General features: G+C 67.2%; 23 protein-coding genes. 11 read left to right on the plus strand and 12 right to left on the minus strand.

Going from position 1 to position 21,253, the window contains the following annotated elements:
- The first annotated feature begins 82 nt into the window (after nucleotides 1–82).
- Nucleotides 83–613, plus strand: coding sequence for an RNA 2',3'-cyclic phosphodiesterase (gene thpR / locus AC4GYU_RS11380; RefSeq protein WP_491087065.1), 531 nt, complete (start codon nucleotides 83–85; stop codon nucleotides 611–613).
- Between the two features lie 38 nt (nucleotides 614–651).
- Here thpR and AC4GYU_RS11385 read toward each other — a convergent pair whose 3' ends face one another.
- Nucleotides 652–2,448, minus strand: a complete 1,797-nt coding sequence (locus AC4GYU_RS11385) for an acyl-CoA dehydrogenase C-terminal domain-containing protein (RefSeq protein WP_491087066.1) — start codon at nucleotides 2,446–2,448, stop codon at nucleotides 652–654.
- Between the two features lie 69 nt (nucleotides 2,449–2,517).
- Complete coding sequence (locus AC4GYU_RS11390) at nucleotides 2,518–2,937, minus strand: hypothetical protein (protein WP_491087067.1); 420 nt, start codon at nucleotides 2,935–2,937, stop codon at nucleotides 2,518–2,520.
- A 155-nt stretch (nucleotides 2,938–3,092) separates the two neighbouring features.
- On the opposite strand from AC4GYU_RS11390, the gene purF reads away from it, so the two are divergent.
- Nucleotides 3,093–4,547 (plus strand): amidophosphoribosyltransferase, encoded by a 1,455-nt coding sequence (purF, locus tag AC4GYU_RS11395; RefSeq protein WP_491087068.1) that lies wholly within the window; start codon nucleotides 3,093–3,095, stop codon nucleotides 4,545–4,547.
- 72 nt (nucleotides 4,548–4,619) lie between these two features.
- Here purF and def read toward each other — a convergent pair whose 3' ends face one another.
- The 5 genes from def to eno form a co-directional block, all read right to left on the minus strand.
- The gene (gene def, locus AC4GYU_RS11400; RefSeq protein ID WP_491087069.1) at nucleotides 4,620–5,156 is read right to left on the minus strand and encodes a peptide deformylase; all 537 of its coding nucleotides are present in this window, start codon (nucleotides 5,154–5,156) and stop codon (nucleotides 4,620–4,622) included.
- Nucleotides 5,157–5,290: 134 nt separating this feature from the next.
- On the minus strand, nucleotides 5,291–6,736 hold the full coding sequence (locus AC4GYU_RS11405; RefSeq protein ID WP_491087070.1) for a pyruvate dehydrogenase complex E1 component subunit beta: 1,446 nt from the start codon (nucleotides 6,734–6,736) through the stop codon (nucleotides 5,291–5,293).
- Entirely contained in the window at nucleotides 6,736–7,785 is a 1,050-nt protein-coding gene (pdhA, locus tag AC4GYU_RS11410; RefSeq protein WP_491087071.1) for a pyruvate dehydrogenase (acetyl-transferring) E1 component subunit alpha, read from the minus strand. The genes AC4GYU_RS11405 and pdhA overlap by 1 nt, the downstream gene beginning before the upstream one ends.
- A gap of 92 nt (nucleotides 7,786–7,877) precedes the next feature.
- Entirely contained in the window at nucleotides 7,878–8,138 is a 261-nt protein-coding gene (locus AC4GYU_RS11415) for an FtsB family cell division protein (RefSeq protein ID WP_491087072.1), read from the minus strand.
- Nucleotides 8,139–8,308: 170 nt separating this feature from the next.
- Nucleotides 8,309–9,592: a phosphopyruvate hydratase gene (eno, locus tag AC4GYU_RS11420; RefSeq protein WP_491087073.1), complete on the minus strand. Its 1,284-nt coding sequence runs from the start codon at nucleotides 9,590–9,592 to the stop codon at nucleotides 8,309–8,311.
- 162 nt (nucleotides 9,593–9,754) lie between these two features.
- Between eno and AC4GYU_RS11425 the strand changes: the two genes are divergently transcribed.
- The 6 genes from AC4GYU_RS11425 (at nucleotide 9,755) to AC4GYU_RS11450 (ending at nucleotide 12,060) form a co-directional block, all read left to right on the plus strand.
- Nucleotides 9,755–10,414, plus strand: a complete 660-nt coding sequence (locus tag AC4GYU_RS11425; RefSeq protein WP_491087074.1) for a hypothetical protein — start codon at nucleotides 9,755–9,757, stop codon at nucleotides 10,412–10,414.
- A 4-nt stretch (nucleotides 10,415–10,418) separates the two neighbouring features.
- Nucleotides 10,419–10,775, plus strand: coding sequence for a phage holin family protein (locus AC4GYU_RS11430; protein ID WP_491087075.1), 357 nt, complete (start codon nucleotides 10,419–10,421; stop codon nucleotides 10,773–10,775).
- Nucleotides 10,772–11,113, plus strand: a complete 342-nt coding sequence (locus AC4GYU_RS11435; protein WP_491087076.1) for a hypothetical protein — start codon at nucleotides 10,772–10,774, stop codon at nucleotides 11,111–11,113. The genes AC4GYU_RS11430 and AC4GYU_RS11435 overlap by 4 nt, the downstream gene beginning before the upstream one ends.
- A gap of 4 nt (nucleotides 11,114–11,117) precedes the next feature.
- Nucleotides 11,118–11,459: a hypothetical protein gene (locus AC4GYU_RS11440; protein ID WP_491087077.1), complete on the plus strand. Its 342-nt coding sequence runs from the start codon at nucleotides 11,118–11,120 to the stop codon at nucleotides 11,457–11,459.
- Nucleotides 11,460–11,582: 123 nt separating this feature from the next.
- Entirely contained in the window at nucleotides 11,583–11,795 is a 213-nt protein-coding gene (locus AC4GYU_RS11445) for a DUF4170 domain-containing protein (protein WP_491087078.1), read from the plus strand.
- Nucleotides 11,796–11,805: 10 nt separating this feature from the next.
- Entirely contained in the window at nucleotides 11,806–12,060 is a 255-nt protein-coding gene (locus tag AC4GYU_RS11450; RefSeq protein ID WP_491087079.1) for a hypothetical protein, read from the plus strand.
- On the opposite strand, the gene AC4GYU_RS11455 is transcribed toward AC4GYU_RS11450, so the two are convergent.
- The 5 genes from AC4GYU_RS11455 to carA all read right to left on the minus strand — a co-directional run bounded on the left by AC4GYU_RS11455 (nucleotide 12,057) and on the right by carA (nucleotide 18,192).
- Nucleotides 12,057–12,686: a rhomboid family intramembrane serine protease gene (locus AC4GYU_RS11455; protein ID WP_491087080.1), complete on the minus strand. Its 630-nt coding sequence runs from the start codon at nucleotides 12,684–12,686 to the stop codon at nucleotides 12,057–12,059. The genes AC4GYU_RS11450 and AC4GYU_RS11455 overlap by 4 nt on opposite strands.
- Before the next feature lie 46 nt (nucleotides 12,687–12,732).
- On the minus strand, nucleotides 12,733–13,206 hold the full coding sequence (gene greA, locus AC4GYU_RS11460; protein WP_491087081.1) for a transcription elongation factor GreA: 474 nt from the start codon (nucleotides 13,204–13,206) through the stop codon (nucleotides 12,733–12,735).
- Nucleotides 13,207–13,287: 81 nt separating this feature from the next.
- Nucleotides 13,288–16,626 (minus strand): carbamoyl-phosphate synthase large subunit, encoded by a 3,339-nt coding sequence (gene carB / locus AC4GYU_RS11465; RefSeq protein WP_491087082.1) that lies wholly within the window; start codon nucleotides 16,624–16,626, stop codon nucleotides 13,288–13,290.
- Nucleotide 16,627: 1 nt separating this feature from the next.
- Nucleotides 16,628–16,951 carry a hypothetical protein gene (locus AC4GYU_RS11470; RefSeq protein WP_491087083.1) on the minus strand — a complete coding sequence of 108 codons (324 nt, stop codon included), beginning with the start codon at nucleotides 16,949–16,951 and terminating at the stop codon, nucleotides 16,628–16,630.
- Entirely contained in the window at nucleotides 16,948–18,192 is a 1,245-nt protein-coding gene (gene carA, locus AC4GYU_RS11475; RefSeq protein WP_491087084.1) for a glutamine-hydrolyzing carbamoyl-phosphate synthase small subunit, read from the minus strand. Before carA ends, AC4GYU_RS11470 begins: the two co-directional genes overlap by 4 nt.
- A gap of 110 nt (nucleotides 18,193–18,302) precedes the next feature.
- Between carA and AC4GYU_RS11480 the strand changes: the two genes are divergently transcribed.
- From AC4GYU_RS11480 to dnaG, 3 genes are all read left to right on the plus strand, one after another.
- On the plus strand, nucleotides 18,303–18,758 hold the full coding sequence (locus AC4GYU_RS11480) for a GatB/YqeY domain-containing protein (RefSeq protein ID WP_491087085.1): 456 nt from the start codon (nucleotides 18,303–18,305) through the stop codon (nucleotides 18,756–18,758).
- A 231-nt stretch (nucleotides 18,759–18,989) separates the two neighbouring features.
- A complete protein-coding gene (locus AC4GYU_RS11485) occupies nucleotides 18,990–19,343 on the plus strand; it encodes a GIY-YIG nuclease family protein (RefSeq protein WP_491087086.1) in 354 nt (117 codons plus the stop codon).
- A 29-nt stretch (nucleotides 19,344–19,372) separates the two neighbouring features.
- Nucleotides 19,373–21,241, plus strand: a complete 1,869-nt coding sequence (gene dnaG, locus AC4GYU_RS11490) for a DNA primase (RefSeq protein WP_491087087.1) — start codon at nucleotides 19,373–19,375, stop codon at nucleotides 21,239–21,241.
- The last annotated feature ends 12 nt before the right edge of the window (nucleotides 21,242–21,253 follow it).

A 21,253-nucleotide genomic window follows, 5' to 3' on the forward strand; every position in this document is an offset into this window, starting at 1 on the left:
ACCTTATATCGTAGACCAACCCGCGGCTTTCAAGAAATATCCGACGCGCAACGATTGTCCCTTGGGGCTACAGTCAGGCGCCATGCACCGCCTGTTCGTCGCCCTGCCCCTGCCGCCCGCGATCGCCGACCTGCTGCTCGACGTGATGGACGACAGCGAGGGCCTGCGCTGGGTCGAGCCCGACGCGCTCCACCTGACGCTCCGCTTCATCGGCGAGGTGGACGGCCATGCCGCCGAGGATGTCGCCACCGCGCTCGCCTCGCTGCACGCGCCCGCCTTCCCGCTCCGGCTTCACGGCAGCGGGCAATTTCATCATCGCAAGTCCGGTGCCCTGTGGGCGGGTGTCGCCCCGCGCGAGCCCGTCGCCGCGCTCGCCGCCAAGGTCGATAGGGCGGTCCAGGCCGCCGGCCAGCCGCCCGAGACCCGCGCCTTCGTCCCCCATGTCACGATCGCGCGCTGGAGCGGCCCGGTGCCGCCGCTTGGGCCCTGGCTCGCCCGCCATGGCGCCATCGCCTCGCCCGAGTGGCGCGCCGACCGGCTGGTCCTGTTCGAAAGCCACCTCGGCAAGGCCGGGCCGCATTATGAGGAAGTGCTGGAGGTGCGGCTCACCTAAGCGTCGTCCCCGCGCCGGCGGGGACGACGCTTAGTTCATCAGAAGGCCGCTTCGTCGAGCGCCATCAGCGTGTCGCCGCCAGCCTCGATCTGCCCACGATAGGCGCTCGCCTTGGGCAGTTCGCGCTGGGCGTAGAAGCGGGCGGTGGCGAGCTTGGTCTGGTGGAAGCCGGCGTCCTCGCCGGCCTCATTCTCGAGCCGGGCCGAGACGTCGGCCATCTTGAGCCACATCCAGCCCAAGGTCACCAGGCCCATCAGGTGCATGTAGGGCACCGCGCCGGCGCCGGCGTGGTTGGGGTCCTGCATCCCGTGCTGGGCCAGCCACATGGTCGAGGCCTGGAGGTGCTGGAGCGCCTCGCCGAGCGGCTTGGCGACGCCCGCGGGGTCACCATTCTTGCTCGCCTCGGCAATGTCCGCCGCGACCGTCTCGAAGAACAGGCGCACGCCGCGGCCGCCGTCCTTGGCGAGCTTGCGGCCGACGAGGTCCATCGCCTGGACGCCGTTGGTGCCCTCGTAGATCTGGGCGATGCGGGCGTCGCGGACGAACTGCTCCATTCCCCATTCGCGGATGTAGCCGTGGCCGCCGAACACCTGCTGCATGTTCACCGTGGCCTCGAAGCCCTTGTCGGTGAGATAGCCCTTGATGACCGGGGTCAGCAGGCTGATGAGGTCGTCGGCCTTCTGCCGCTCCTCCTCGGTCGCGCCCTTGCGGGAAAGATCGACCTGGAGGCTGCCCCACAGGATCAGCGCGCGCGCCGCCTCGTTGAAGGCCTTGGCCTCGAGCAGCATGCGGCGGACGTCGGGGTGGACGAACAGATTGTCGGCCTTCTGCTCGGCATCGCGCTGGTCGGGGCGAAGCGCCCGGCCCTGGCGGCGGTCCTTCGCGTAAGCCACGGCATTCTGATAGGCGATCTCGCCCTGGGCGAGGCCCTGGAGGCCCACCCCGAGGCGCGCCGCGTTCATCATGATGAACATGGCGGCGAGGCCCTTCTCCGGCTCGCCGACCAGATAGCCGGTCGCCCCGTCATAGTTCATGACGCAGGTCGAATTGCCGTGGATGCCCATCTTGTGCTCGATCGAGCCGCAGGCGAGGCTGTTGCGCTCACCCGGGGTGCCGTCCTCGTTGACGAGGAACTTGGGCACGACGAACAGGCTGATGCCCTTCACATTGTCGGGCGCGCCGGTGATCTTGGCCAGCACCAGGTGGATGATGTTCTCGGACATGTCGTGCTCGCCCGAGGAGATGAAGATCTTGGTGCCCGAGATCTTGTAGCTGCCGTCGGCCTGCGGTTCGGCCTTGGTCTTGATCAGCCCGAGGTCGGTTCCGCAATGCGGCTCGGTCAGGTTCATCGTGCCGGTCCACTCGCCCGAGACCATCTTGGGCACATAGGTCTGCTGCTGCTCGGGGCTGCCCTTGACCAGCAGCGAGGCGATCGCGCCCGCGGTCAGGCCATGATACATCTCGAAGCTCTGGTTGGCCGACAGCACATATTCGCTGAGCGCGGTCGCAAGCACGTGCGGAAGGCCCTGGCCGCCGAACTCGGTCGGGGCCGAAAGGCTGGTGAAGCCGAGCTCGCAGAACTGCTTGTAGGCTTCCTTGAAGCCCTTCGGAGTCGTGACCGAACCGTCCTCATGGCGGGTGCAGCCTTCCTCGTCGCCGACGCGGTTGAGCGGCATCAACACTTCCTGGGTGAAGCGCGCGCCCTCGTTGAGGATTGCCTCGACGAGATCGGGCGAAGCATCGGAGAAGCCCGGCAGATTGCCGAAATTCTGCATCTGGACGATGTGATCGAGGATGTAACGCGTGTCGCGGACGGGAGCAGTGTAGACGGGCATCGAGGCGTCTCCAAAAGAACCTGTTGTCAAAGCTCTAGGTGGGCGAGCAGCCCTTAATCAACAAAAATGTCAGCAGAGCGGATCACCGGCGAGATCGGTGGCCGCCGCCTCACCGTCAACCTTGCTGAAGCTCTTGCCCGCAAGGCTCGCGCCGGGCCCGCAATAATAAGCGCAGGCCGCGCCGACCTCGGACAGCGTGATCCCTTTCGCGTCTCGACGATAAGTGATTTCGCATTTGTCGTCGCCGTCGGGCCGGATGAGAAACGGATCGGCCGTGCGGCCGCGGAGCGCGCAATTTCCGTCCCCGCTGGCGGCGTAGGTGATGACCCCGACTCGCTGCTCGCCGGGCTTCAAGCAAAGCCGTTCGCGCGGACCCGACGCATAGACGTCCACGTCGCTCGTCGCGGGCGAGGTGGGCGCTTCGGCCGAAGTTTCCTCCTGCCTGCAGGCGGCAGTCACGAGCAGCAGCGGGACGACGAGCAAGCGCATGGATGATGCGTTAGCGCCCCTTGTCGGCGGGCGGAAGCGGGCGCCCGCTGGCCTTTGGCCGGCATCGCCCCTTCAAGCCTCGTTCACTTGGGCGGCGACAAAGGGCCGGCCCTCCCCTATAGGCGCGGCAACTTTTCGAAAGCGGGCAGATTCCCATGCTGACGACGAATCCCTTCGACGACGACAAGCTCCGCGAGGAGTGCGGCATCTTCGGCGCCTGGAACGCCGACAGCGCCGCGAGCTTCGTCGCCCTTGGCCTCCACGCGCTCCAGCACCGCGGCCAGGAAGCGGCCGGGATCAGCTCGATGGACCAAAGCGGTGGGTTCCATTCGCACCGCGCCGCGGGCCATGTCGCCGGCAACTTCGACAAGGACGAGGTGATCCGCGCCCTCCCCGGCCGCACCGCCATCGGCCATGTCCGCTATTCGACCACCGGCTCGAGCGCGATGCGCAACGTCCAGCCCTTGTTCGCCGAACTCGCCCAAGGGGGCTTCGCGGTCGCCCACAACGGCAACATCTCCAACGCGATGAAGCTCCGGCGGACGCTCAACCGCCGCGGCTCGATCTTCCAGTCGACCTCCGACACCGAGGTCATCATCCACCTCGTCGCGACCTCGACGCAGGAGGCCCTGCTCGACCGGATCGTCGACGCGCTCCAGCAGGTCGAGGGCGCCTATTCGCTCCTCATGCTGACCGAGCAGGGCCTGATCGCCTGCCGCGATCCGCTTGGCATCCGCCCGCTGGTGATGGGCCGGATCGGCGACACGGTCATCTTCGCCAGCGAGACCGTCGCCCTCGACGTGATCGGCGCCCGCTACGAGCGCGAGGTCCAGCCGGGCGAGATGATCCTCGTCAACGCCGACGGCCTGCGCAGCTTCCGCCCGTTCGAAGCCGCCGCGCCGCGGCCCTGCATCTTCGAGCATGTCTATTTCTCGCGCCCCGACAGCGTGGTCGACGGGATTAGCGTCTACGAAAGCCGCAAGAACATCGGCGCCGAGCTCGCCCGCGAGGCCGGGGTCGAGGCCGATATCGTCGTGCCGGTGCCCGACAGCGGCGTCCCCGCGGCGATCGGCTATGCCCAGGCAAGCGGCATCCCGTTCGAGCTCGGGATCATCCGCTCGCACTATGTCGGCCGGACCTTCATCCAGCCGAGCCAGGAAGTCCGCCATCTCGGCGTCAAGCTCAAGCACAATGCCAACAGCGCGCTGATCAAGGGCAAGCGCGTGGTGCTGATCGACGATTCGATCGTCCGCGGCACCACCAGCGTGAAGATCGTCCAGATGATGCGCGACGCCGGCGCCCGCGAGGTCCACATGCGGATTGCCTCGCCCCCGACGCGCCACAGCTGCTTCTACGGGGTAGACACGCCCGAGCGCGCCAAGCTGCTCGCGGCGCAGATGGATGTCGCGGCGATGGCCAAGTATATCAACGCCGACAGCCTTGCCTTCATCTCGATCGACGGCCTCTACCGGGCGCTGGGCGACCACCGCGATCCCGCCGTTCCGCAGCGCTGCGACGCCTGCTTCACCGGCGACTACCCCACCCGCCTTACCGACCTCACCGAGAAGAAGGCCGAGGAAAGCGGGCTGAAGCTGAAGGCCGTCGGCTAACTCTTCCCCTGCGAGCGCAGGGGCCCAGTTGCAGCCAAGGCACTCGGCCCCCGGCCTTCGCCGGGAACCGGGTCACATCGTGATCGTGCCGTCCTTGCGCCCCTTGGCGAGCTTCTTGAGCAGCATTTCGCGCTTCAGCCGCGACAGATGGTCGATGAACAGCACGCCGTTCAGATGGTCCATCTCGTGCTGGAGGCAGACTGCGAGCAGCCCGTCCATCTCCTCCTCATGCCAGCCGCCGTCCTCGTCCTGCCACTTGGCCTTGACCCGGTCGGGGCGCATCACCTCGGCATATTGGTCGGGGATGGAGAGGCAGCCCTCCTTGTAGGGGACGAAGCTGTCGCTTTCCTCGAGGATCTCGGGATTGATGAAGACGCGCGGGTCCTTGACCGGCTTGCCCTCGTCATCCTCCTCTTCCTGGAGGTCGATCACCAGCAGCCGCTTGGGCACCCCGACCTGCACCGCGGCAAGCCCGATGCCCGGCGCGTCGTACATCGTCTCGAACATGTCGGCGACGAGCTGCTTCAGCTCGGCATCGAAGGTCTCGACCGGAGTCGAGGTCTCGCGAAGGATCGGATCGGGAATGCAGACGATGGGAAGAATGGCCATGCGGGGCCAGATAGTGCGATTTGCGCTCGGGCGAAAGCCGCTCGCAACGCGCCCGCCCTTCGACTTCGCTCAGGGCTAACGAGAGGTTCTCACCATCATCGTTCGTGCTGAGCGAAGTCGAAGCACGGAGGCGTTCAGCCCTTGTACGTCACCTTCTTCACCGCCGCGACCACGTCGGCGGCCTTGATCAGCGCCGCCTTCTCGAGGTTTGCCGCATAAGGCAGCGGAACGTCGGCGTCGGTCACGCGCAGCACCGGCGCGTCGAGGTCATCGAAGCCCTCCTCCATGCAGATCGCCATGATCTCGGACGAGATGGAGCAGGTCGGCCAGCCTTCCTCGACCACCACCAGACGGTTGGTCTTCTTGAGGCTCTCGAGCACCGCCTGCTTGTCGAGCGGACGCAGCGTGCGAAGGTCGATCACCTCGGCGTCGATCCCCTCGCCCGCCAGCGTCTCGGCGGCTTCGAGCGCGACTCCGACCCCGATCGAATAGCTGACGATGGTGACGTCCTTGCCCTCGCGCATGGTCCGGGCCTTGCCGATCGGAAGCACCCAGTCGTCGACCTGCGGCAACTCGAACGAATGGCCGTAGAGCAATTCGTTCTCGAGGAAGACCACCGGATCCTCGCTGCGGATGGCGGCCTTGAGCAATCCCTTGGCGTCGGCCGCGTCATAAGGCGCGATCACGATCAGGCCGGGGACGCTGGCATACCAGGGCCCGTAATTCTGGCTGTGCTGCGCGCCGACCCGGCTGGCGGCGCCGTTGGGGCCGCGGAACACGATCGGGCAGCGCATCTGGCCGCCCGACATGTAGTTGGTCTTGGCCGCCGAATTGATGATGTGATCGATCGCCTGCATGGCGAAGTTGAAGGTCATGAACTCGATGACCGGCTTCAGGCCGCCCATCGCCGCGCCCGCGCCGAGCCCGGCGAAGCCATATTCGGTGATCGGCGTGTCGACCACGCGCTTGGCGCCGAACTCGTCGAGCAGCCCCTGCGTGACCTTGTACGCGCCCTGATATTGCGCGACTTCCTCGCCCATCACGAACACGCGTTCGTCGCGGCGCATTTCCTCGGCCATCGCGTCGCGAAGCGCCTCGCGCAGCGTCAGCTTCTGCATCGGCGTGCCTTCAGGCACCTGCGGGTCGGCCGGACGGACCTTGGCCGCAAGCTGGGTCGTGCCGGTGTCGGCCTTCTGCGTCGGCGCATTAGTCTCGGTCTTCTGGTCCGACGGGGTCGGGGCAGCGCCACCGTCCGTCGCCCCGACGGAGGCCGGAGCCTCGGTCGAGGGAGCGCTTTCGCCGGCGGCTCCGGCCTGCGCGGGAACGGCGGGTTCTTCACCCTCGCCGCCCATCAGCGCGATCGCGGTGCCGACCTTCACGCCGTCGGTGCCTTCGGGAACGAGGATCTTCGAGATGACGCCCTCGTCGACCGCCTCGAATTCCATCGTCGCCTTGTCGGTCTCGATCTCGGCCAGGATGTCGCCGCTCGACACGGTATCGCCTTCCTTGACCAGCCACTTGGCCAGAGTCCCCTCCTCCATCGTCGGGGACAGGGCCGGCATCTTCAGTTCGACGCCCATCAGTAATTCTCCACCAGCACGTCGGTGTAGAGCTCGCCCGCCTCGGGCTCGGGCGCCTCTTCCGCGAACTTGGCAGCGTCCACCACGATGTCCTTGATCTCCTTGTCGAGCGCCTTCAGCTCTTCCTCGGCGACGCCCATCTCGATCAGCTCCTTCTCGGCGCGCTGGATCGGGTCCTGGTTCTCGCGATAGCTCTGCACTTCCTCGCGGGTCCGATATTTCGCCGGATCGCTCATCGAGTGGCCGCGATAGCGATAGGTCTTGAGCTCGAGGATGATCGGGCCCTTGCCCGACCGGGTCCATTCGAGCGCGACCTCGGCGGCGCCGCGCACCGCGAGCACGTCCATGCCGTCGACCTGGATGCCGGGAATCTGGTGGCTCTCGCCGCGCTTGTAAAAATCGGGCTCGGACGCCGACCGCTCGACGCTCGTGCCCATGGCATAATGATTATTCTCGATCGCGTAGATGACCGGCAGGTTCCACAGCTTCGCCATGTTGAAGCTTTCATAGACCTGGCCCTGGTTGGCCGCGCCGTCGCCGAAATAGGCGAGGTTGACCCCGCCGTCGCCGCTATACTGGTGCTTGAACGCAAGGCCGGTGCCGAGGCTCACCTGCGCGCCGACGATGCCGTGGCCGCCGTAGAAGCCATGCTCGACCGAGAACATGTGCATCGAGCCCCCCTTGCCGCGCGAGATGCCCGCGGCGCGCCCGGTCAGCTCGGCCATGATCACCTTGGGGTCGATCCCGTAGGCAAGCATGTGGCCATGGTCGCGATAGCCGGTGATGACACTGTCCTTGCCGACGGTCATCGCGCTCTGCAGGCCCACCGCGACCGCTTCCTGGCCGATGTAGAGATGGCAGAAGCCGCCGATGAAGCCGAGGCCGTAGAGCTGGCCCGCGCGCTCCTCGAAGCGGCGGATCAGCAGCATCTGCTTGTAGAAGTCGAGCAGCTCTTCCTTGCTCGCGGAATAGCGCTGCGGCTGCTGCGGGCGCTCCCGGTTCGGAGTCAGCGGGACGGCCGGAGCCGCCGTCTTGGGCGAACGCGCCACTACTACAACCTCTTCGTCTGATTGGTCGCGACCCTATAGGAGCGCGGTTGGGGCGAGGGCAACCTCGCGCATACGTCTTCAGCCCCGAAGGCTCAGTCCTCGAGGCTGACGATCACTTCGTCCGGGCGGACGAGGCCGAGATCCTTGCGGACCAGTTCGTCGGCCATGTCGGGATCGGCCTTGCGCGGGTCGAGCAATGCCGACCGGTGCTTGAGCTGCTGGCGCTCGGCCTCGAGCTTGGCGAGTTCGGTCCGCTTTTCGGCGAGGTCGCGATGATAGCCGCCCCAGGCGAGCAGGCCGTTGGGACCGGCCACCGCATGACCGGCAAAGGTGCCGATGATGACAAGCGACACCGCCGGCCACACTGCCCGGCGGATAAGCCCACGTGCCTGACTGACGGCTCCCCTTCCCATAAGGGGACAGAATCAGAAGTGAGTCAGCGGCGCAAGGGGTTCGGGACGGCAAAGCAACAAAAATGCAAATAAAAACGCCCCGCCAGCGGCTGGCGGGGCGCTTCAAGGCCTCAGCGATAGGCCTTCACCGCCGCGCGGCCCGGATAGCGGGCGACATCGCCCAGTTCTTCCTCGATCCGCAGCAGCTGGTTGTACTTGGCGGTGCGGTCCGACCGGGCCAGGCTCCCGGTCTTGATCTGGCCGCAGCTCAAAGCGACGGCGAGGTCGGCGATGGTCGAATCCTCGGTCTCGCCCGACCGGTGGCTCATCACCGCCGTGTAGCCGCAGGTCTGCGCCAGGCGGACCGCATCGATCGTCTCGGTCAGCGTGCCGATCTGGTTGACCTTGATCAGGATCGAATTGGCGATGCCCGCCTCGATCCCCTGGCGGAGCCGGTCCTCATTGGTGACGAAGAGGTCGTCGCCGACCAGCTGGACGCGATTGCCGACGAGGTCGGTCAGCGACTTCCACCCGGCCATGTCGTCCTCGCCCATGCCGTCCTCGATCGAGGCGATCGGATAATCGTTGACGAGGCCTTCGAGGAAGCGGGCCATTTCCTCGCCGCCGAGCGACTGGCCCTCGCCGACCATGGCGTAACGGCCATCCTTGAAGAATTCGGTCGCGGCGCAGTCGAGCGCGATCAGCACGTCCTCGCCGAGCGTGTAGCCCGCCGAATTGACCGCCTCGCCGATGAAGTCGAGCGCGGCACGGGCGCTGGCGATGTTGGGCGCGAAGCCGCCCTCGTCGCCGACCGCGGTCGACAGGCCCGCGGCGTGGAGCTTGCCCTTCAGCGCATGGAAGATCTCGGCCCCGCAGCGCAGCCCCTCGGCAAAGGTCTCGGCGCCGACCGGCATGATCATGAATTCCTGGAAGTCGATCGGATTGTCGGCATGCGCGCCGCCGTTCAAAATGTTCATCATCGGCACCGGCAGCGTGTCCGCCGCGACCCCGCCGACATAGCGGTAGAGCGGAAGGCCGCGCGCGTCGGCCGCCGCCTTGGCTGCCGCCAGGCTGACCCCGAGGATCGCATTGGCGCCGAGCCGGCCCTTGTTCTCGGTCCCGTCGAGCGCGATCATCTCGGCGTCGAGTTCGGCCTGGTCCTCGGCTTCGAAGCCGAGCAGCGCGTCGGCGATCTCGCCGTTCACTGCCTCGACCGCCTTGCTGACACCCTTCCCGCCCCACAGCGACTTGTCGCCGTCGCGCAGTTCGACCGCCTCGTGCGCGCCGGTCGAGGCGCCCGACGGCACCGCCGCCCGGCCGAAGCTCCCGTCCTCGAGCGTCACGTCCACCTCCACCGTCGGATTGCCGCGGCTGTCGAGGATGGCACGGGCGTGGATGTCGAGGATCGCGGTCATGGGGGAATGCACTCCAGCGGGAAAATCGTTACGGTAGCGTCGCGGACTTGAACGGTCCGGCCCGGACGCCAATCTGCCGATAAAGGCCGGAACGGCGCCCGAGACGGCTCGTTATCGGCCCACACGTCAGTTTTCCAGCGTAAGAAGGAAAGGGAGAGGCTCATGGCCGATACGACCAACAAGATGCCCGAGGGCACCGACACGGTGATCGAGGCCGGCGGAACCGGCGGCACGTCGGGCGGCGCGGGCCGCAGCGGCACCATCGGCAGCGCGGGCGGCGCCTCGACGGCCGGCAATTCGACCGGCGCCCGCACCGGCACCACCGCCTCGGATTCGCAGACCGATGCGCTGATCACCGGCACGACCGCCAGCGACGACGGCACCGGCGACGCCAGCAGCGGCGGCGGGATCCGCGGCATGCTCAGCAACGTCACCACCAAGGCCCGTGACGAGGCCACCGGCCGCGCCCGCGGCTTCGTCGGCGACGGCCTCAAGAGCGGTTCGGCGACCCTCGGCAACATCTCGACCCTGATCGGTGACACCGTCGCCCAGATCGAGGAGAAGCTCGGGCCGCAATATGCCGGCTACGCCCGCACCGCGAGCGACTCGATCCAGCGCTATGCGACCACGCTCGAGAACAAGGACCCCGACGAGCTGGTCGACGACGCGCGCGAGCTCATCCGCAAGAGCCCGGGCGTCGCCCTCGCCGGCGCGGCGATCATTGGCTTCGGCCTCGTTCGACTTCTGAAGGCCGGCATGCCGGAGGAGAATGGTCATGGAAACGGCGACCGTAAGGGCAACCGGACCAGCACCAGCCGGTGATCCGATGCTGAGGCGGACCGAGACCATCAAGGGCGGCGAAGCGGAGGGGATCGGCGATCTCCTCCACCGCCTGGTCGCGGACGGCAAGGCTTATGCGCAGGCCGAGGTCTCTTATTACAAGACCCTCGGCACCGAGAAGGCGGCAGCGTTCAAGCAGCCGCTCGTCTTCGGAGTTGCGGCCCTCCTCTTCGCGCACGCCACCTTCCTGGCGGTGTGTGCCCTGGTGTGGGTCGCCCTCGCGCAGATCATGAACCCGGCGCTTGCCGGCCTGGTCACGGTGTTCGTCCTCGGCGGCATCGCGGGCATGTTCGGCTACCTTGCCTATGCCCGGCTCCCGACCACGAAGGAGCCGGCGCCATGAGCCATGCCAACGACATCAGGATCGCCCGCGCCCGCGGGGATGCCGATGCCGCCAAGGCCCGGCTGATGGCGACGCTCGACCAGGTGAAGCTCCGGCTCGCCCCGGGCAAGCTCGCCTCGGACGCGGTCCAGAGCGCCAAGAACAATGCAATCGTCGTCGCCGACGACACGGTCACCGCGGTCAAGGACCGTCCGCTGATGGCGGCCGGAATTGCCGCCGCGGCGGCCGCCTTCATCGCCCGCAAGCCGCTGGTCGCGGCGGTCGGGCGCTGGCTCGGCGGGGACGAGGACGATCAGGACAACAGACAGAACGCGCCCTTCAGCGCGGACAAGGAGTGACAAGATGGCGAAGAACGACGCGTATCAGAACGACTTCGACACGACCGACCAGGGCGGGCTCTCGGAGCGCTTCGCCGGCCTCGGCGAAAGCGCCTCGACCCAGATCGATAACAGCCCGCTGATCGCGCTCGGCGCGGGCCTCGCGCTCGGCGCGGTGCTCGGCGCGGTGCTCCCGGCCAGCAGCAAGGAGCGCGAGCTCCTCGGCCCGCTCGGCAGCAAGCTCAACCAGGCCGGCACCGGCGCGATCGATCGCGGCCGCGGCATGGCCAAGCAGAAGTTCGACGAAATGGCCGGCGACAAGCTGCGCGATTTCCTCGGCGCGAGCTCGACCACGTCGAACGCGTAATGCGATGACCTCGTCCCGGCGTCGGCCGGACCTCGGGAGGCTTGAGGCCACTTGCCTGAGGTCCCGGCCGGCGCCGGGACGATGCTATTTATCGCGGGCGGTCCCCATGCTACCGGCCCGCGCATGAGCAGACTTCACCTCGTCTTCGGCGGGAAGGTCAAGGACCCGCAGGGCCTCGACTTCACGGACCTTCCCAACCTCCACATCGTCGGCATGTTCGACAATTATGCCGATGCGGAAGACGCCTGGCGCGCCCAGGCCCAGCGCACGGTCGACGATGCCGAGATGAAATATGTGGTGGTGCACCTCCACCGCCTGCTCGAGCCCGAGGCCTGAACGGGAGGCCATGACCCTGCCCCGCGAGCCCTGGTTCATCTACAGGAGTGAACGGGGCCGCTTCCGCGCCGCGCCGACGTCGTGGCAGGGCTGGACCGTCCTCATCGGCGGCATCGCGCTGACGACGGCCGCGACGATCGTCGCCATGACCCTCGCCGAAGATCAGCCTCCGGCAATCCGGGTTATTGCGGGCTTCGTGCCGACCCTCGTCGGTATCGGCGCGATCCTGCTGACTGCCTACCGAACCGGCCGACCTTCCCTCTAGGCCTTGCGATAGCGCCAGAGCAGCAGCGGGCGCTGCATCAGCAGCCCCGCGAGAAAGCCGCCGACATGCGCCGGCGTCGCCAGCAGGGTCCCCTGCTGCCCGGCCGACCAGCCGACCACCACCTGCAGCACGGTCCAGGCCGCCGCCAGCCAGGCAATGTTGATCCAGCGGTTGAGGCGAATGTTGCGGGTGATCATCTTGGCCCGGCCGAAGCTCAGCGCATAAGCGCCGATCAGCCCGCTGATCGCCCCGCTCGCGCCGATCACCGGCGCCACTTCGAGCGGGTTCATCGCATATTGCGCGGCCATGGCGACGTAGGCGCTGACCACATAGAGCAGGACGAGCGCGCCGCGCCCGAGCACGCGCTCGACCGCCAGCCCGCACCAGACCAGCATCAGCAGGTTGAACCCGAGGTGGAGCGTCCCGCCATGGACGAGCGTCGCCGTCAGGGGGGTGAGGATCGCCGGCACCGCGTCGAACGGGACCGCCACCCCGGCGATGCGCGCCGGAACGAAGGCCAGCTCGAGCACGCCGTGCGGCCCGAACAATCCGGCCGAGACGAGGAAGCTCACCAGCGCGGTCACCACCGCGATCCAGAAGGTCGCGGTGCGGGTGATCGCCGGCATCAGGAGCGCTCCGCCAACTTGCGCAGGAGAGCGCCCGAACGATGCATCAGATGAACTCGATCTTCGCGATCTCGTAATAACGGTCGCCCGACGGGGTCGACACTTCGACCTCCTCGCCGACCTGGCGGCCGATCAGCGCGCGGCCGAGCGGCGAATTGTAGCTGATCCGGCCGACCTTGGCGTCGGCTTCCTGCTGGCCGACCAGCTGGTAGCGGACCGGCTTGTCGTCCTCGTCGACGAGATTGACCGTCGCCCCGAACACGACCTTGTCGCCCGACAGCGTCGTCGGATCGATCACCAGCGCGCGGGCGAGCCGGTCCTCGATGTCGCTGATCTGCGCCTCGACCTGGCCCTGGCGCTCCTTGGCGGCATGATATTCGGCATTCTCGCTGAGGTCGCCATGCGCGCGCGCTTCCTCGATCGCATCGACGATCTCGGGACGCTCGGTCTTCAGGCGCTTCAGTTCTTCCTCGAGCAGACGATAGCCTTCGGCCAGCATCGGCACCTTTTCACTCGCCATGGATGCCCCTTGTCCTTCTATTCAAAGCTGGCTCCTCCCGCCTCGCGGCGGGACCGGACGAACATGTCTGGCGGGGGAGCTTCAGATTGCGCGAGCGGAATAATAGGACTGCAAGGAGCGGACTTCAAGCGAGCGGCCCCGCGCGGCCCGGATCGCCCGCGCCATCGCCAGTGCCGCCGCCACCGTGGTGACATAGGGCACCTTGCGGTTGAGCGCCGTCGCCCGGATCGACTGGCTGTCCTTGAGGCTCTGCCAGCCTTCGGTCGTGTTGAAGATGAGCTGGACCCCGCCGTCGACGATCCGGTCGACGATGTGCGGCCGCCCCTGGGCCACCTTGTTGACCTTGGTCACGGCAAGCCCCCGCGCGGCCAGATGGTCGTGGGTCCCGCCGGTCGCGATCACGTCGAAACCGAGGTCGAGCATCGCCTCGATCGCCGGCACGATCGCTTCCTTGTCGCTGTCCTTGACCGACACGAACAGGGTGCCTTCCTGCGGCATCACCGTGCCCGCGCCGATCTGGCTCTTGGCGAAGGCCATCTCGAAATCGCCAGCGATCCCCATGACTTCGCCGGTCGACTTCATCTCGGGTCCGAGGACCGGGTCGGTGCCGGGGAAGCGCGCGAACGGGAACACGCTCTCCTTGACCGCGACATGGCCGATCGAGCGGTCGATCGCGGGAAGATCGGCAAGCTGCTCGCCCGCCATCACCCGGGCCGCGATCTTCGCGACCGGGGTCCCGATCGCCTTGGCGGTAAAGGGCACCGTCCGGCTGGCGCGCGGATTGACCTCGATCAGGTAGAGCTGCCCGTCCTTGACCGCATATTGGACGTTCATCAGCCCCTGGACCTTGAGCTCAAGCGCGAGCGCGCGGGTCTGCCGCTCGATCTCGGCGACAATTTCGGCCGACAGGCTGTGCGGCGGGATCGAGCAGGCGCTGTCGCCCGAATGGACCCCGGCTTCCTCGATATGTTCGAGCACGCCGGCGATGACCACGTCGGTCCCGTCGCAGATGGCGTCGACGTCCACCTCGGTCGCGTCGCGCAGGTAGCGGTCGACCAGCACCGGGCTCTCGCCCGACACCTGAACCGCGGTCGCGACATAATGGTCGAGCTGCGCCGGGCCGTCGACGATCTCCATCGCCCGCCCGCCGAGCACGTAGCTCGGGCGGAGCAGCACCGGATAGCCGATCCGCTCGGCGACCTTGAGGGCTTCCTCGCGGCTGCGCGCGATCCCGTTCTCGGGCTGCATCAGCCCAAGCCGGTTGACCAAGGCCGCGAACCGCTCGCGGTCCTCGGCCAGGTCGATGCTGTCGGGGCTGGTGCCGAGGATCGGGATCCCCGCCGCCTGCAGCCCGGCCGCGAGCTTGAGCGGGGTCTGCCCGCCAAGCTGGACCACCACGCCGGCAAGCTCGCCCTTCTCGCTTTCGCGGGTGACGATCTCGAGCACGTCCTCGCGGGTCAGCGGCTCGAAATAGAGCCGGTCGCTGGTCTCCGGATCGGTCGAGACCGTCTCCGGATTGCAGTTGACCATCACCGTCTCATAGCCCGCGTCGCGAAGCGCGAAGGCGGCATGGCAGCAGCAATAATCGAACTCGATCCCCTGCCCGATCCGGTTCGGGCCGCCACCCAGGATGACCACCTTGCGGCGGTCGGAAATCTCCGCCTCGTCCTCGGGCTCGCCGAACAGGGGCGCCTCGTAGGTCGAATAGAGATAGGGCGTCGAGGCATCGAACTCGGCCGCGCAGCTGTCGATGCGCTTGTAGACCGGCCGCACGCCGAGCTTCATCCGGTGCTTGCGCACCTCGGCCTCGGTGACGCCGCCGGTCATCGCCCGCATCGCGGCATGGACCACGCCCCCGCCCCGCGCCTGAAGCTCGCTCATCTCGCGGTTCATGCCGGTCGAGCGGAGCGACAGCTGCGCCAGCCGCGCGTCCGAGAAGCCCATCGCCTTCAGCCGGCGAAGCCCCGCCGCATCGTTGGGCAGGCCATAAGCGCGGACCTGTCCCTCGGCCCGGACGATCTCCGCCAGCCGCTCCAGGAACCAGGGATCGAAGCCGGCGATGGCGTTGATCCGCTCGACGCTGAGGCCGTGGCGAAGCGCCTCGGCCGCGACCAGAAGCCGGTCGGGGGTCGCCTTGGCCAGCGCCGCCTCGACCTCGTCGGGCGCCGCAGTCTCGAGGTGCCGCACCCGGTCGAGCCCGCACAGCCCGATCTCGAGCCCGCGCAGCGCCTTCTGGAGGCTTTCGCCGAAGCTCCGCCCGATCGCCATCACCTCGCCGACAGACTTCATCGCGGTCGACAGCTCGGCCGGGCTCCCGGCGAACTTCTCGAAGGTGAAACGCGGGATCTTGGTGACGACATAATCGATCGTCGGCTCGAAGCTCGCCGGGGTCGCGCCGCCGGTGATGTCGTTGGCGATCTCGTCCAATGTGTAGCCGACCGCGAGCTTCGCCGCGACCTTGGCGATCGGGAAGCCGGTCGCCTTCGACGCCAGCGCCGAGGAACGCGACACACGCGGGTTCATCTCGATCACGACCATCCGCCCGGTCTTCGGATCGACCGCGAACTGGACGTTGGAACCGCCTGTTTCGACGCCGATTTCGCGGAGCACGGCGATGCTCGCCGAGCGCATCCTTTGATATTCCTTGTCGGTCAGCGTCAGCGCCGGGGCGACGGTGATCGAATCCCCCGTATGCACCCCCATCGGATCGACATTCTCGATCGAACAGATGATGATGGCATTGTCGGCGCGGTCGCGCACGACTTCCATCTCATATTCCTTCCACCCGACGAGGCTCTCGTCGATCAGCACCTCGGTCGTCGGCGAGGCCTCGAGCCCCGACTTCACGATCTCGAGATATTCCTCGCGATTGTAGGCGATGCCCCCGCCGGTGCCGCCGAGCGTGAAGCTCGGCCGGATCACCGCCGGCAAGCCCACCTCGTCGAGCGCCGCCATCGCCTCCTCGATCGAGTGGACGATCGCCGAGCGCGGACTTTCCAGCCCGATCGCGTCCATCGCGTCGCGGAACTTCTGCCGGTCCTCGGCCTTCTCGATCGCCGCCGCATTGGCCCCGATCAGCTCGACGCCGAGCCGGTCGAGCGTCCCGTCCTTATAGAGCGCCAGAGCCGTATTGAGCGCGGTCTGCCCGCCCATGGTCGGGAGCAGCGCGTCGGGCTTCTCCGCCTCGATGATCCGCGCCACCACTTCGGGCGTGATCGGCTCGATATAGGTCGCGTCGGCGAGCTCGGGATCGGTCATGATCGTCGCCGGGTTCGAATTGACCACGATCACGCGATAGCCCTCGGCCCGAAGCGCCTTGACCGCCTGGCTGCCCGAATAATCGAACTCCGCCGCCTGCCCGATGACGATCGGGCCGGCGCCGATGATGAGGATGGAGGAGATGTCGGTGCGGCGGGGCATCTTACTTCTTCTCTTCTGCGTATGCTTCGTTGCCGACGAAGCCGAGCTTCACGAACGACCCAAGTGGTTTCACCTTCTTGAGAAGACAGTCGACGCTTTCGAAGGATGAATTAGGATCTGGTCGCAAAGTCACTTGATCACCGCCGAGCGCTCTTAGTGTGTATGGACGTAATCCGCAGGTTGCGGACAGCTGATCCAGACTGGCCTGCTTCTCCTTAAGGGACATGCTGGACCAACTCTGCTGGGTGATCAGCAGATCCGGGCTTCGCTGCGTTGCGCATGCAGTCAGCAGCGATGCGATCAGCAGTGCTGCGGGCTGCCTCACCGCATCATCCCCACGAACCGCTGGAACAGATAGAAACTGTCCTGCGGTCCCGGGCTCGCCTCGGGGTGATATTGCACGCTGAACGCCGGCCGGTCGGTGAGCTCGAGCCCGCAATTGCTCCCGTCGAACAGCGAGACGTGCGTTTCGCGCACGTTCGCCGGCATTCCCTCCCGCTCGACGGCGAAGCCGTGATTCATGCTGGTGATCTCGACCGCCCCGTCGGCGAGGCGCTTGACTGGGTGGTTGGCGCCGCGGTGGCCCTGGAACATCTTGCTCGTCTTGCCCCCCACCGCGAGCGCGAGAAGCTGGTGACCGAGGCAGATGCCGAACAGCGGCCGCTTCGTTTCCAGCATCGCCTGAATGACCGGAATCGCATATTCCCCCGTCGCCGCCGGATCGCCCGGCCCGTTCGAGAGGAAGAAGCCGTCGGGCTCGTGCGCCATCACCTCCTCGAAGCTGGCGGTCGCCGGCAGGATCGTGACGCGCGCGCCGGCCTCAACCAGGTTGCGGAAGATATTGCGCTTGGCGCCATAGTCGATCGCGACGACGTGGGGCCTGGTCTGCGGCCCTTCGACTTCGCTCAGGGCGAACGAACCGGTGGACGCATTCCCAACATCGTTCGTGCTGAGCGAAGTCGAAGCACGCTGACGCTCCTCCCCCGCATAGCCCAGCTCGATCGTCCACTTGCCGCCGCTCCACACCCGGAGCTGCTTGGCTGACACCTCCTTCGCGAGGTCCATGCCTTCCAGCCCCGGCCATTCGGCGGCCATTTTCACCAGCGCGGGAATGTCGAACCGCCCTTCCGCGTCATGCGCGATGACCACCGTCGGCGGCCCCTCGCGCCGCACCAGCTTGGTCAGCGCGCGGGTGTCGACCCCCGACAGGCCGATCCGGCCGTGCTTCGCCATCCACGCCGGAAAGTCGCTCTTCGCCCGGAAGTTCGACGGCCCGGTCACGCTCTCGCGGACGATCGCGCCGACCGCATGGGGATCGTCCGCCTCGACGTCCTCGTCGTTCGCGCCGACATTGCCGATGTGCGGAAAGGTGAAGCAGACCACCTGCCGCGCGAAGGACGGATCGGTCATCACTTCCTGGTAGCCGGTCATCGCCGTGTGGAAGCAGAGCTCGGCCACCTCGGCCCCTTGCGCGCCGAACCCCCTGCCCCAAACGACCCGTCCATCGGCGAAAACGAGGGCGCCGGTGGCTCCCGGGGGCGCGGACATGGGCGCAGGATTGGCCATCGGGGCGAGGGCTCCTTTGAAGGTTGGGACAACGATGTCGCTAAGCCGCCGCCGCTAGGGAAAAGCGATGCGCTGGTCAACCGAGGCCATAGCATTTAACAGCCCGCCCCATGATCCGCGACACCATCAAGACCGCCCTCGTCACCGCCATGAAGGGCGGCGACAAGCAGGCCACCGCCACCATCCGCCTCATCCAGAGCGCGATCAAGAATCGCGACATCGAGCTGCGCACCGCCGCCGCCCCTGTCAACGACGACGCCTTGGTCACCGAGGTCCTCCAGAAGATGATCAAGCAGCGCCGCGAATCGGTCACCATGTACCGCCAGGGCAACCGCGAGGAACTCGCCGCTCAGGAGGAAAGCGAGATCGCCGTCATCGAAACCTTCCTGCCCGCGCAGCTCAGCGACGAGGAAGCGTCGGCCAAGGTCCGCGCCATCATCGCCGAACTGGGCGCATCGAGCATGAAGGACATGGGCCGGGTCATGGCCGCCGTGAAGGAACAGCTCGGCACCAGCATCGAACCGGCCCGCGCGAGCGGGCTGGTGAAGGGGGCGCTGGCGGGCTGAGGGTCGTACCCCACAACTCCCCTCCCGCTTGCGGGAGGGGCTGGGGGAGGGGGCGTTGAGCGGCGCCTAGCGCACGCATCGATGTGCTTCGACTTCGCTCAGCACGAACGAGAACTTGGGCGAAAATAAACCTCGCCCTGAGCGAAGTCGAAGGCCGCTTGCGCCAAACCGTCCATCCCCTCATCGTTCGCCCTGAGCGAAGTCGAAGGGCGCGGGCGCGAACGCCTCCACATGCACTTGCACTTCTGGGTCTACATGCTGCGCTGTTCGGACGGCTCTTATTATGTCGGGCATACCGACGACCTCGAGAAGCGGCTGGCCGAGCATCAGTACGGCTCGCATGAAGGCTATACGCGTCGTCGACGACCTGTCCGGCTTGTCTGGTCCGAAGCCACGGGCAGTCGCGACGATGCGCTGGCTTTCGAGCGCCGCATCAAGGGCTGGACGCGCGCAAAGAAAGAGGCGCTGATCGCGGGGAATTGGGAGACCATAAAGCTGCTTTCGAAACCGCCGCACGAACGTGCTTCGACTTCGCTCAGCACGAACGAACCGTGTAAGATGAGCCCGAATCCTCGTTCGTCCTGAGCGAAGTCGAAGGACGCCCTCACCGCCCCATGCTGACCCCCGCCTTCCTCGACGAGCTCCGCGCCCGCACGACGCTCAGCAGCGTCATCGCGCCGCACGTGAAGCTCACCCGCGCGGGCCGCGAGTGGAAGGCCTGCTGCCCGTTCCACAACGAGAAGACGCCCAGCTTCACGGTCAACGACGAGAAGCATTTCTACCATTGCTTCGGCTGCGGCGCGCATGGCGATGCGATCCGCTTCCTGACCGAGAACCGCGGGCTGCCCTTCATGGACGCGGTCAAGGAACTCGCCTCCGCCGCCGGGCTCGAGGTCCCCGCCGCGGACCCGCGTGCCCAGGAACGCGCCAAGCGCCAGGCGACGCTCCACGACGTCATGGCCGACGCCCAGGCTTGGTTCGCCGAGCAGCTCGACGGGATCGAAGGCGCGGAAGCGCGCGCTTATTGCCAAAAGCGCGGGATCGGCGCGGCGGCGATCAAGCGCTTCGGAATCGGCTTCGCCCCCGACCGCCGCAACGGCCTCAGGAAAGCCCTCGAACGGCACGGCGACGACAAACTCGTCGACTGCGGCCTTCTCATCAGGGTCGAGGACGAGCCCAGGAAGGAGCCCTACGACCGGTTCCGCGGGCGGCTGATGATTCCTATCCGCGATCCTCGCGGGCGGGTGATCGGCTTCGGCGGACGGATCCTCGGCGCGGGCGAACCCAAATATCTCAACAGCCCCGAGACCGTGCTCTTCGACAAGGGCTCGACCCTCTATCACATCGACCGCGCCTCGCCCGCCGCGCGCCAAGCCAAGCGCCTGATCGTGGTCGAGGGCTATATGGACGTGATCGGGCTCGACCGCGCCAACATCGCCGAAGTCGTCGCGCCCAACGGGACCGCGCTCACCGAGCGGCAACTCGAACTCCTCTGGCGGATGGACCCCTCGCCGATCCTCTGCTTCGACGGCGACAAGGCGGGCGTGAAGGCCGCGATCCGCGCCGCAACGCGCGCGCTCCCGCTGCTGGGACCCGAGCGCACCCTCTCCTTCGTCACCTTGCCCGAAGGCCAGGACCCCGACGATCTGGTCAACACTGGGGGCCGCGACGCGGTCGAGGCGCTCCTGGCCCGGCCCGAGCCCTTGGTCGACCGGCTCTGGCGCCACGAGGTGGAGGCCTCGCCGCTCACCACGCCAGAGCAGCGCGCGGGCCTCAAGCAGCGTCTCATCGACCATGCCGCGGCGATTGCCGACCGCTCGCTGTCGCAGCTCTACCGCGAGGAGTGGATGGACCGCTTCTTCGCGCTCAACCGCCGCGACCGGGCGCCCGCCTCCCCTGGTCACCGCGGCCCGCAGCAGGGACCGGCCCAGCGCCGCGGGACCTGGGTCAAGGGCAAGGGCTTCCTCCCCGCCGAGCCGCCCGCCTCGCCGGCCGCCCGCGCCATCGCCAGCGAAGGCATCGACCGCTGGACCTCGCGCGCGATCGTCGCCGGGCTCGCCGCTTTCCCCGACGTCCTTCAGGAAGAAACCGACGCGCTCGCCTCCCTGCCCTTCGCCGACGTGGCGGCCGAGACATTGAAGCGCCGGCTGCTCGACCTCGCCTTCACCCTCCCCGCCCTTGATTCGCAGCAACTTGCTCCCATCTTCGCCGATGCCGAGATTTCCCGTCTGCTCCGCGAGGTGCGTGGGGGCTTCGGCAAAGGGTTCACCTTCAACCGCGCTGACAGCGATCCCGATCATGCCCGCCGCGACCTGCGCGCGGTCATCGAACTGCTTGCGATGCAGAGGGAGATTGCGACGGCGCTCGCGGAGGCGACCAAGCGGGCATCGGAAGATGAGTCGGCTGTGGCAGAGCAGCACCGGCTCAGCCTTACGAATCAGGAACTCACCAAGAGGCTGGCAGAATTGAACGCCAGCGATTAAGCGCAGCACCCA

The organism is Sphingomonas sp. SP2 (genome assembly GCF_058313385.1).

What these genes read in the sequence shown, in the direction of transcription:
- thpR (WP_491087065.1), top strand. Translation starts at nt 83, where the DNA reads ATGCACCGCCTGTTCGTCGCCCTGCCCCTGCCGCCCGCGATCGCCGAC.
- AC4GYU_RS11385 (WP_491087066.1), bottom strand. Translation starts at nt 2,448, where the DNA reads ATGCCCGTCTACACTGCTCCCGTCCGCGACACGCGTTACATCCTCGAT.
- AC4GYU_RS11390 (WP_491087067.1), bottom strand. Translation starts at nt 2,937, where the DNA reads ATGCGCTTGCTCGTCGTCCCGCTGCTGCTCGTGACTGCCGCCTGCAGG.
- purF (WP_491087068.1), top strand. Translation starts at nt 3,093, where the DNA reads ATGCTGACGACGAATCCCTTCGACGACGACAAGCTCCGCGAGGAGTGC.
- def (WP_491087069.1), bottom strand. Translation starts at nt 5,156, where the DNA reads ATGGCCATTCTTCCCATCGTCTGCATTCCCGATCCGATCCTTCGCGAG.
- AC4GYU_RS11405 (WP_491087070.1), bottom strand. Translation starts at nt 6,736, where the DNA reads ATGGGCGTCGAACTGAAGATGCCGGCCCTGTCCCCGACGATGGAGGAG.
- eno (WP_491087073.1), bottom strand. Translation starts at nt 9,592, where the DNA reads ATGACCGCGATCCTCGACATCCACGCCCGTGCCATCCTCGACAGCCGC.
- AC4GYU_RS11425 (WP_491087074.1), top strand. Translation starts at nt 9,755, where the DNA reads ATGGCCGATACGACCAACAAGATGCCCGAGGGCACCGACACGGTGATC.
- AC4GYU_RS11430 (WP_491087075.1), top strand. Translation starts at nt 10,419, where the DNA reads ATGCTGAGGCGGACCGAGACCATCAAGGGCGGCGAAGCGGAGGGGATC.
- AC4GYU_RS11435 (WP_491087076.1), top strand. Translation starts at nt 10,772, where the DNA reads ATGAGCCATGCCAACGACATCAGGATCGCCCGCGCCCGCGGGGATGCC.
- AC4GYU_RS11440 (WP_491087077.1), top strand. Translation starts at nt 11,118, where the DNA reads ATGGCGAAGAACGACGCGTATCAGAACGACTTCGACACGACCGACCAG.
- AC4GYU_RS11445 (WP_491087078.1), top strand. Translation starts at nt 11,583, where the DNA reads ATGAGCAGACTTCACCTCGTCTTCGGCGGGAAGGTCAAGGACCCGCAG.
- AC4GYU_RS11450 (WP_491087079.1), top strand. Translation starts at nt 11,806, where the DNA reads ATGACCCTGCCCCGCGAGCCCTGGTTCATCTACAGGAGTGAACGGGGC.
- AC4GYU_RS11455 (WP_491087080.1), bottom strand. Translation starts at nt 12,686, where the DNA reads ATGCCGGCGATCACCCGCACCGCGACCTTCTGGATCGCGGTGGTGACC.
- greA (WP_491087081.1), bottom strand. Translation starts at nt 13,206, where the DNA reads ATGGCGAGTGAAAAGGTGCCGATGCTGGCCGAAGGCTATCGTCTGCTC.
- carB (WP_491087082.1), bottom strand. Translation starts at nt 16,626, where the DNA reads ATGCCCCGCCGCACCGACATCTCCTCCATCCTCATCATCGGCGCCGGC.
- carA (WP_491087084.1), bottom strand. Translation starts at nt 18,192, where the DNA reads ATGGCCAATCCTGCGCCCATGTCCGCGCCCCCGGGAGCCACCGGCGCC.
- AC4GYU_RS11480 (WP_491087085.1), top strand. Translation starts at nt 18,303, where the DNA reads ATGATCCGCGACACCATCAAGACCGCCCTCGTCACCGCCATGAAGGGC.
- AC4GYU_RS11485 (WP_491087086.1), top strand. Translation starts at nt 18,990, where the DNA reads ATGCACTTGCACTTCTGGGTCTACATGCTGCGCTGTTCGGACGGCTCT.
- dnaG (WP_491087087.1), top strand. Translation starts at nt 19,373, where the DNA reads ATGCTGACCCCCGCCTTCCTCGACGAGCTCCGCGCCCGCACGACGCTC.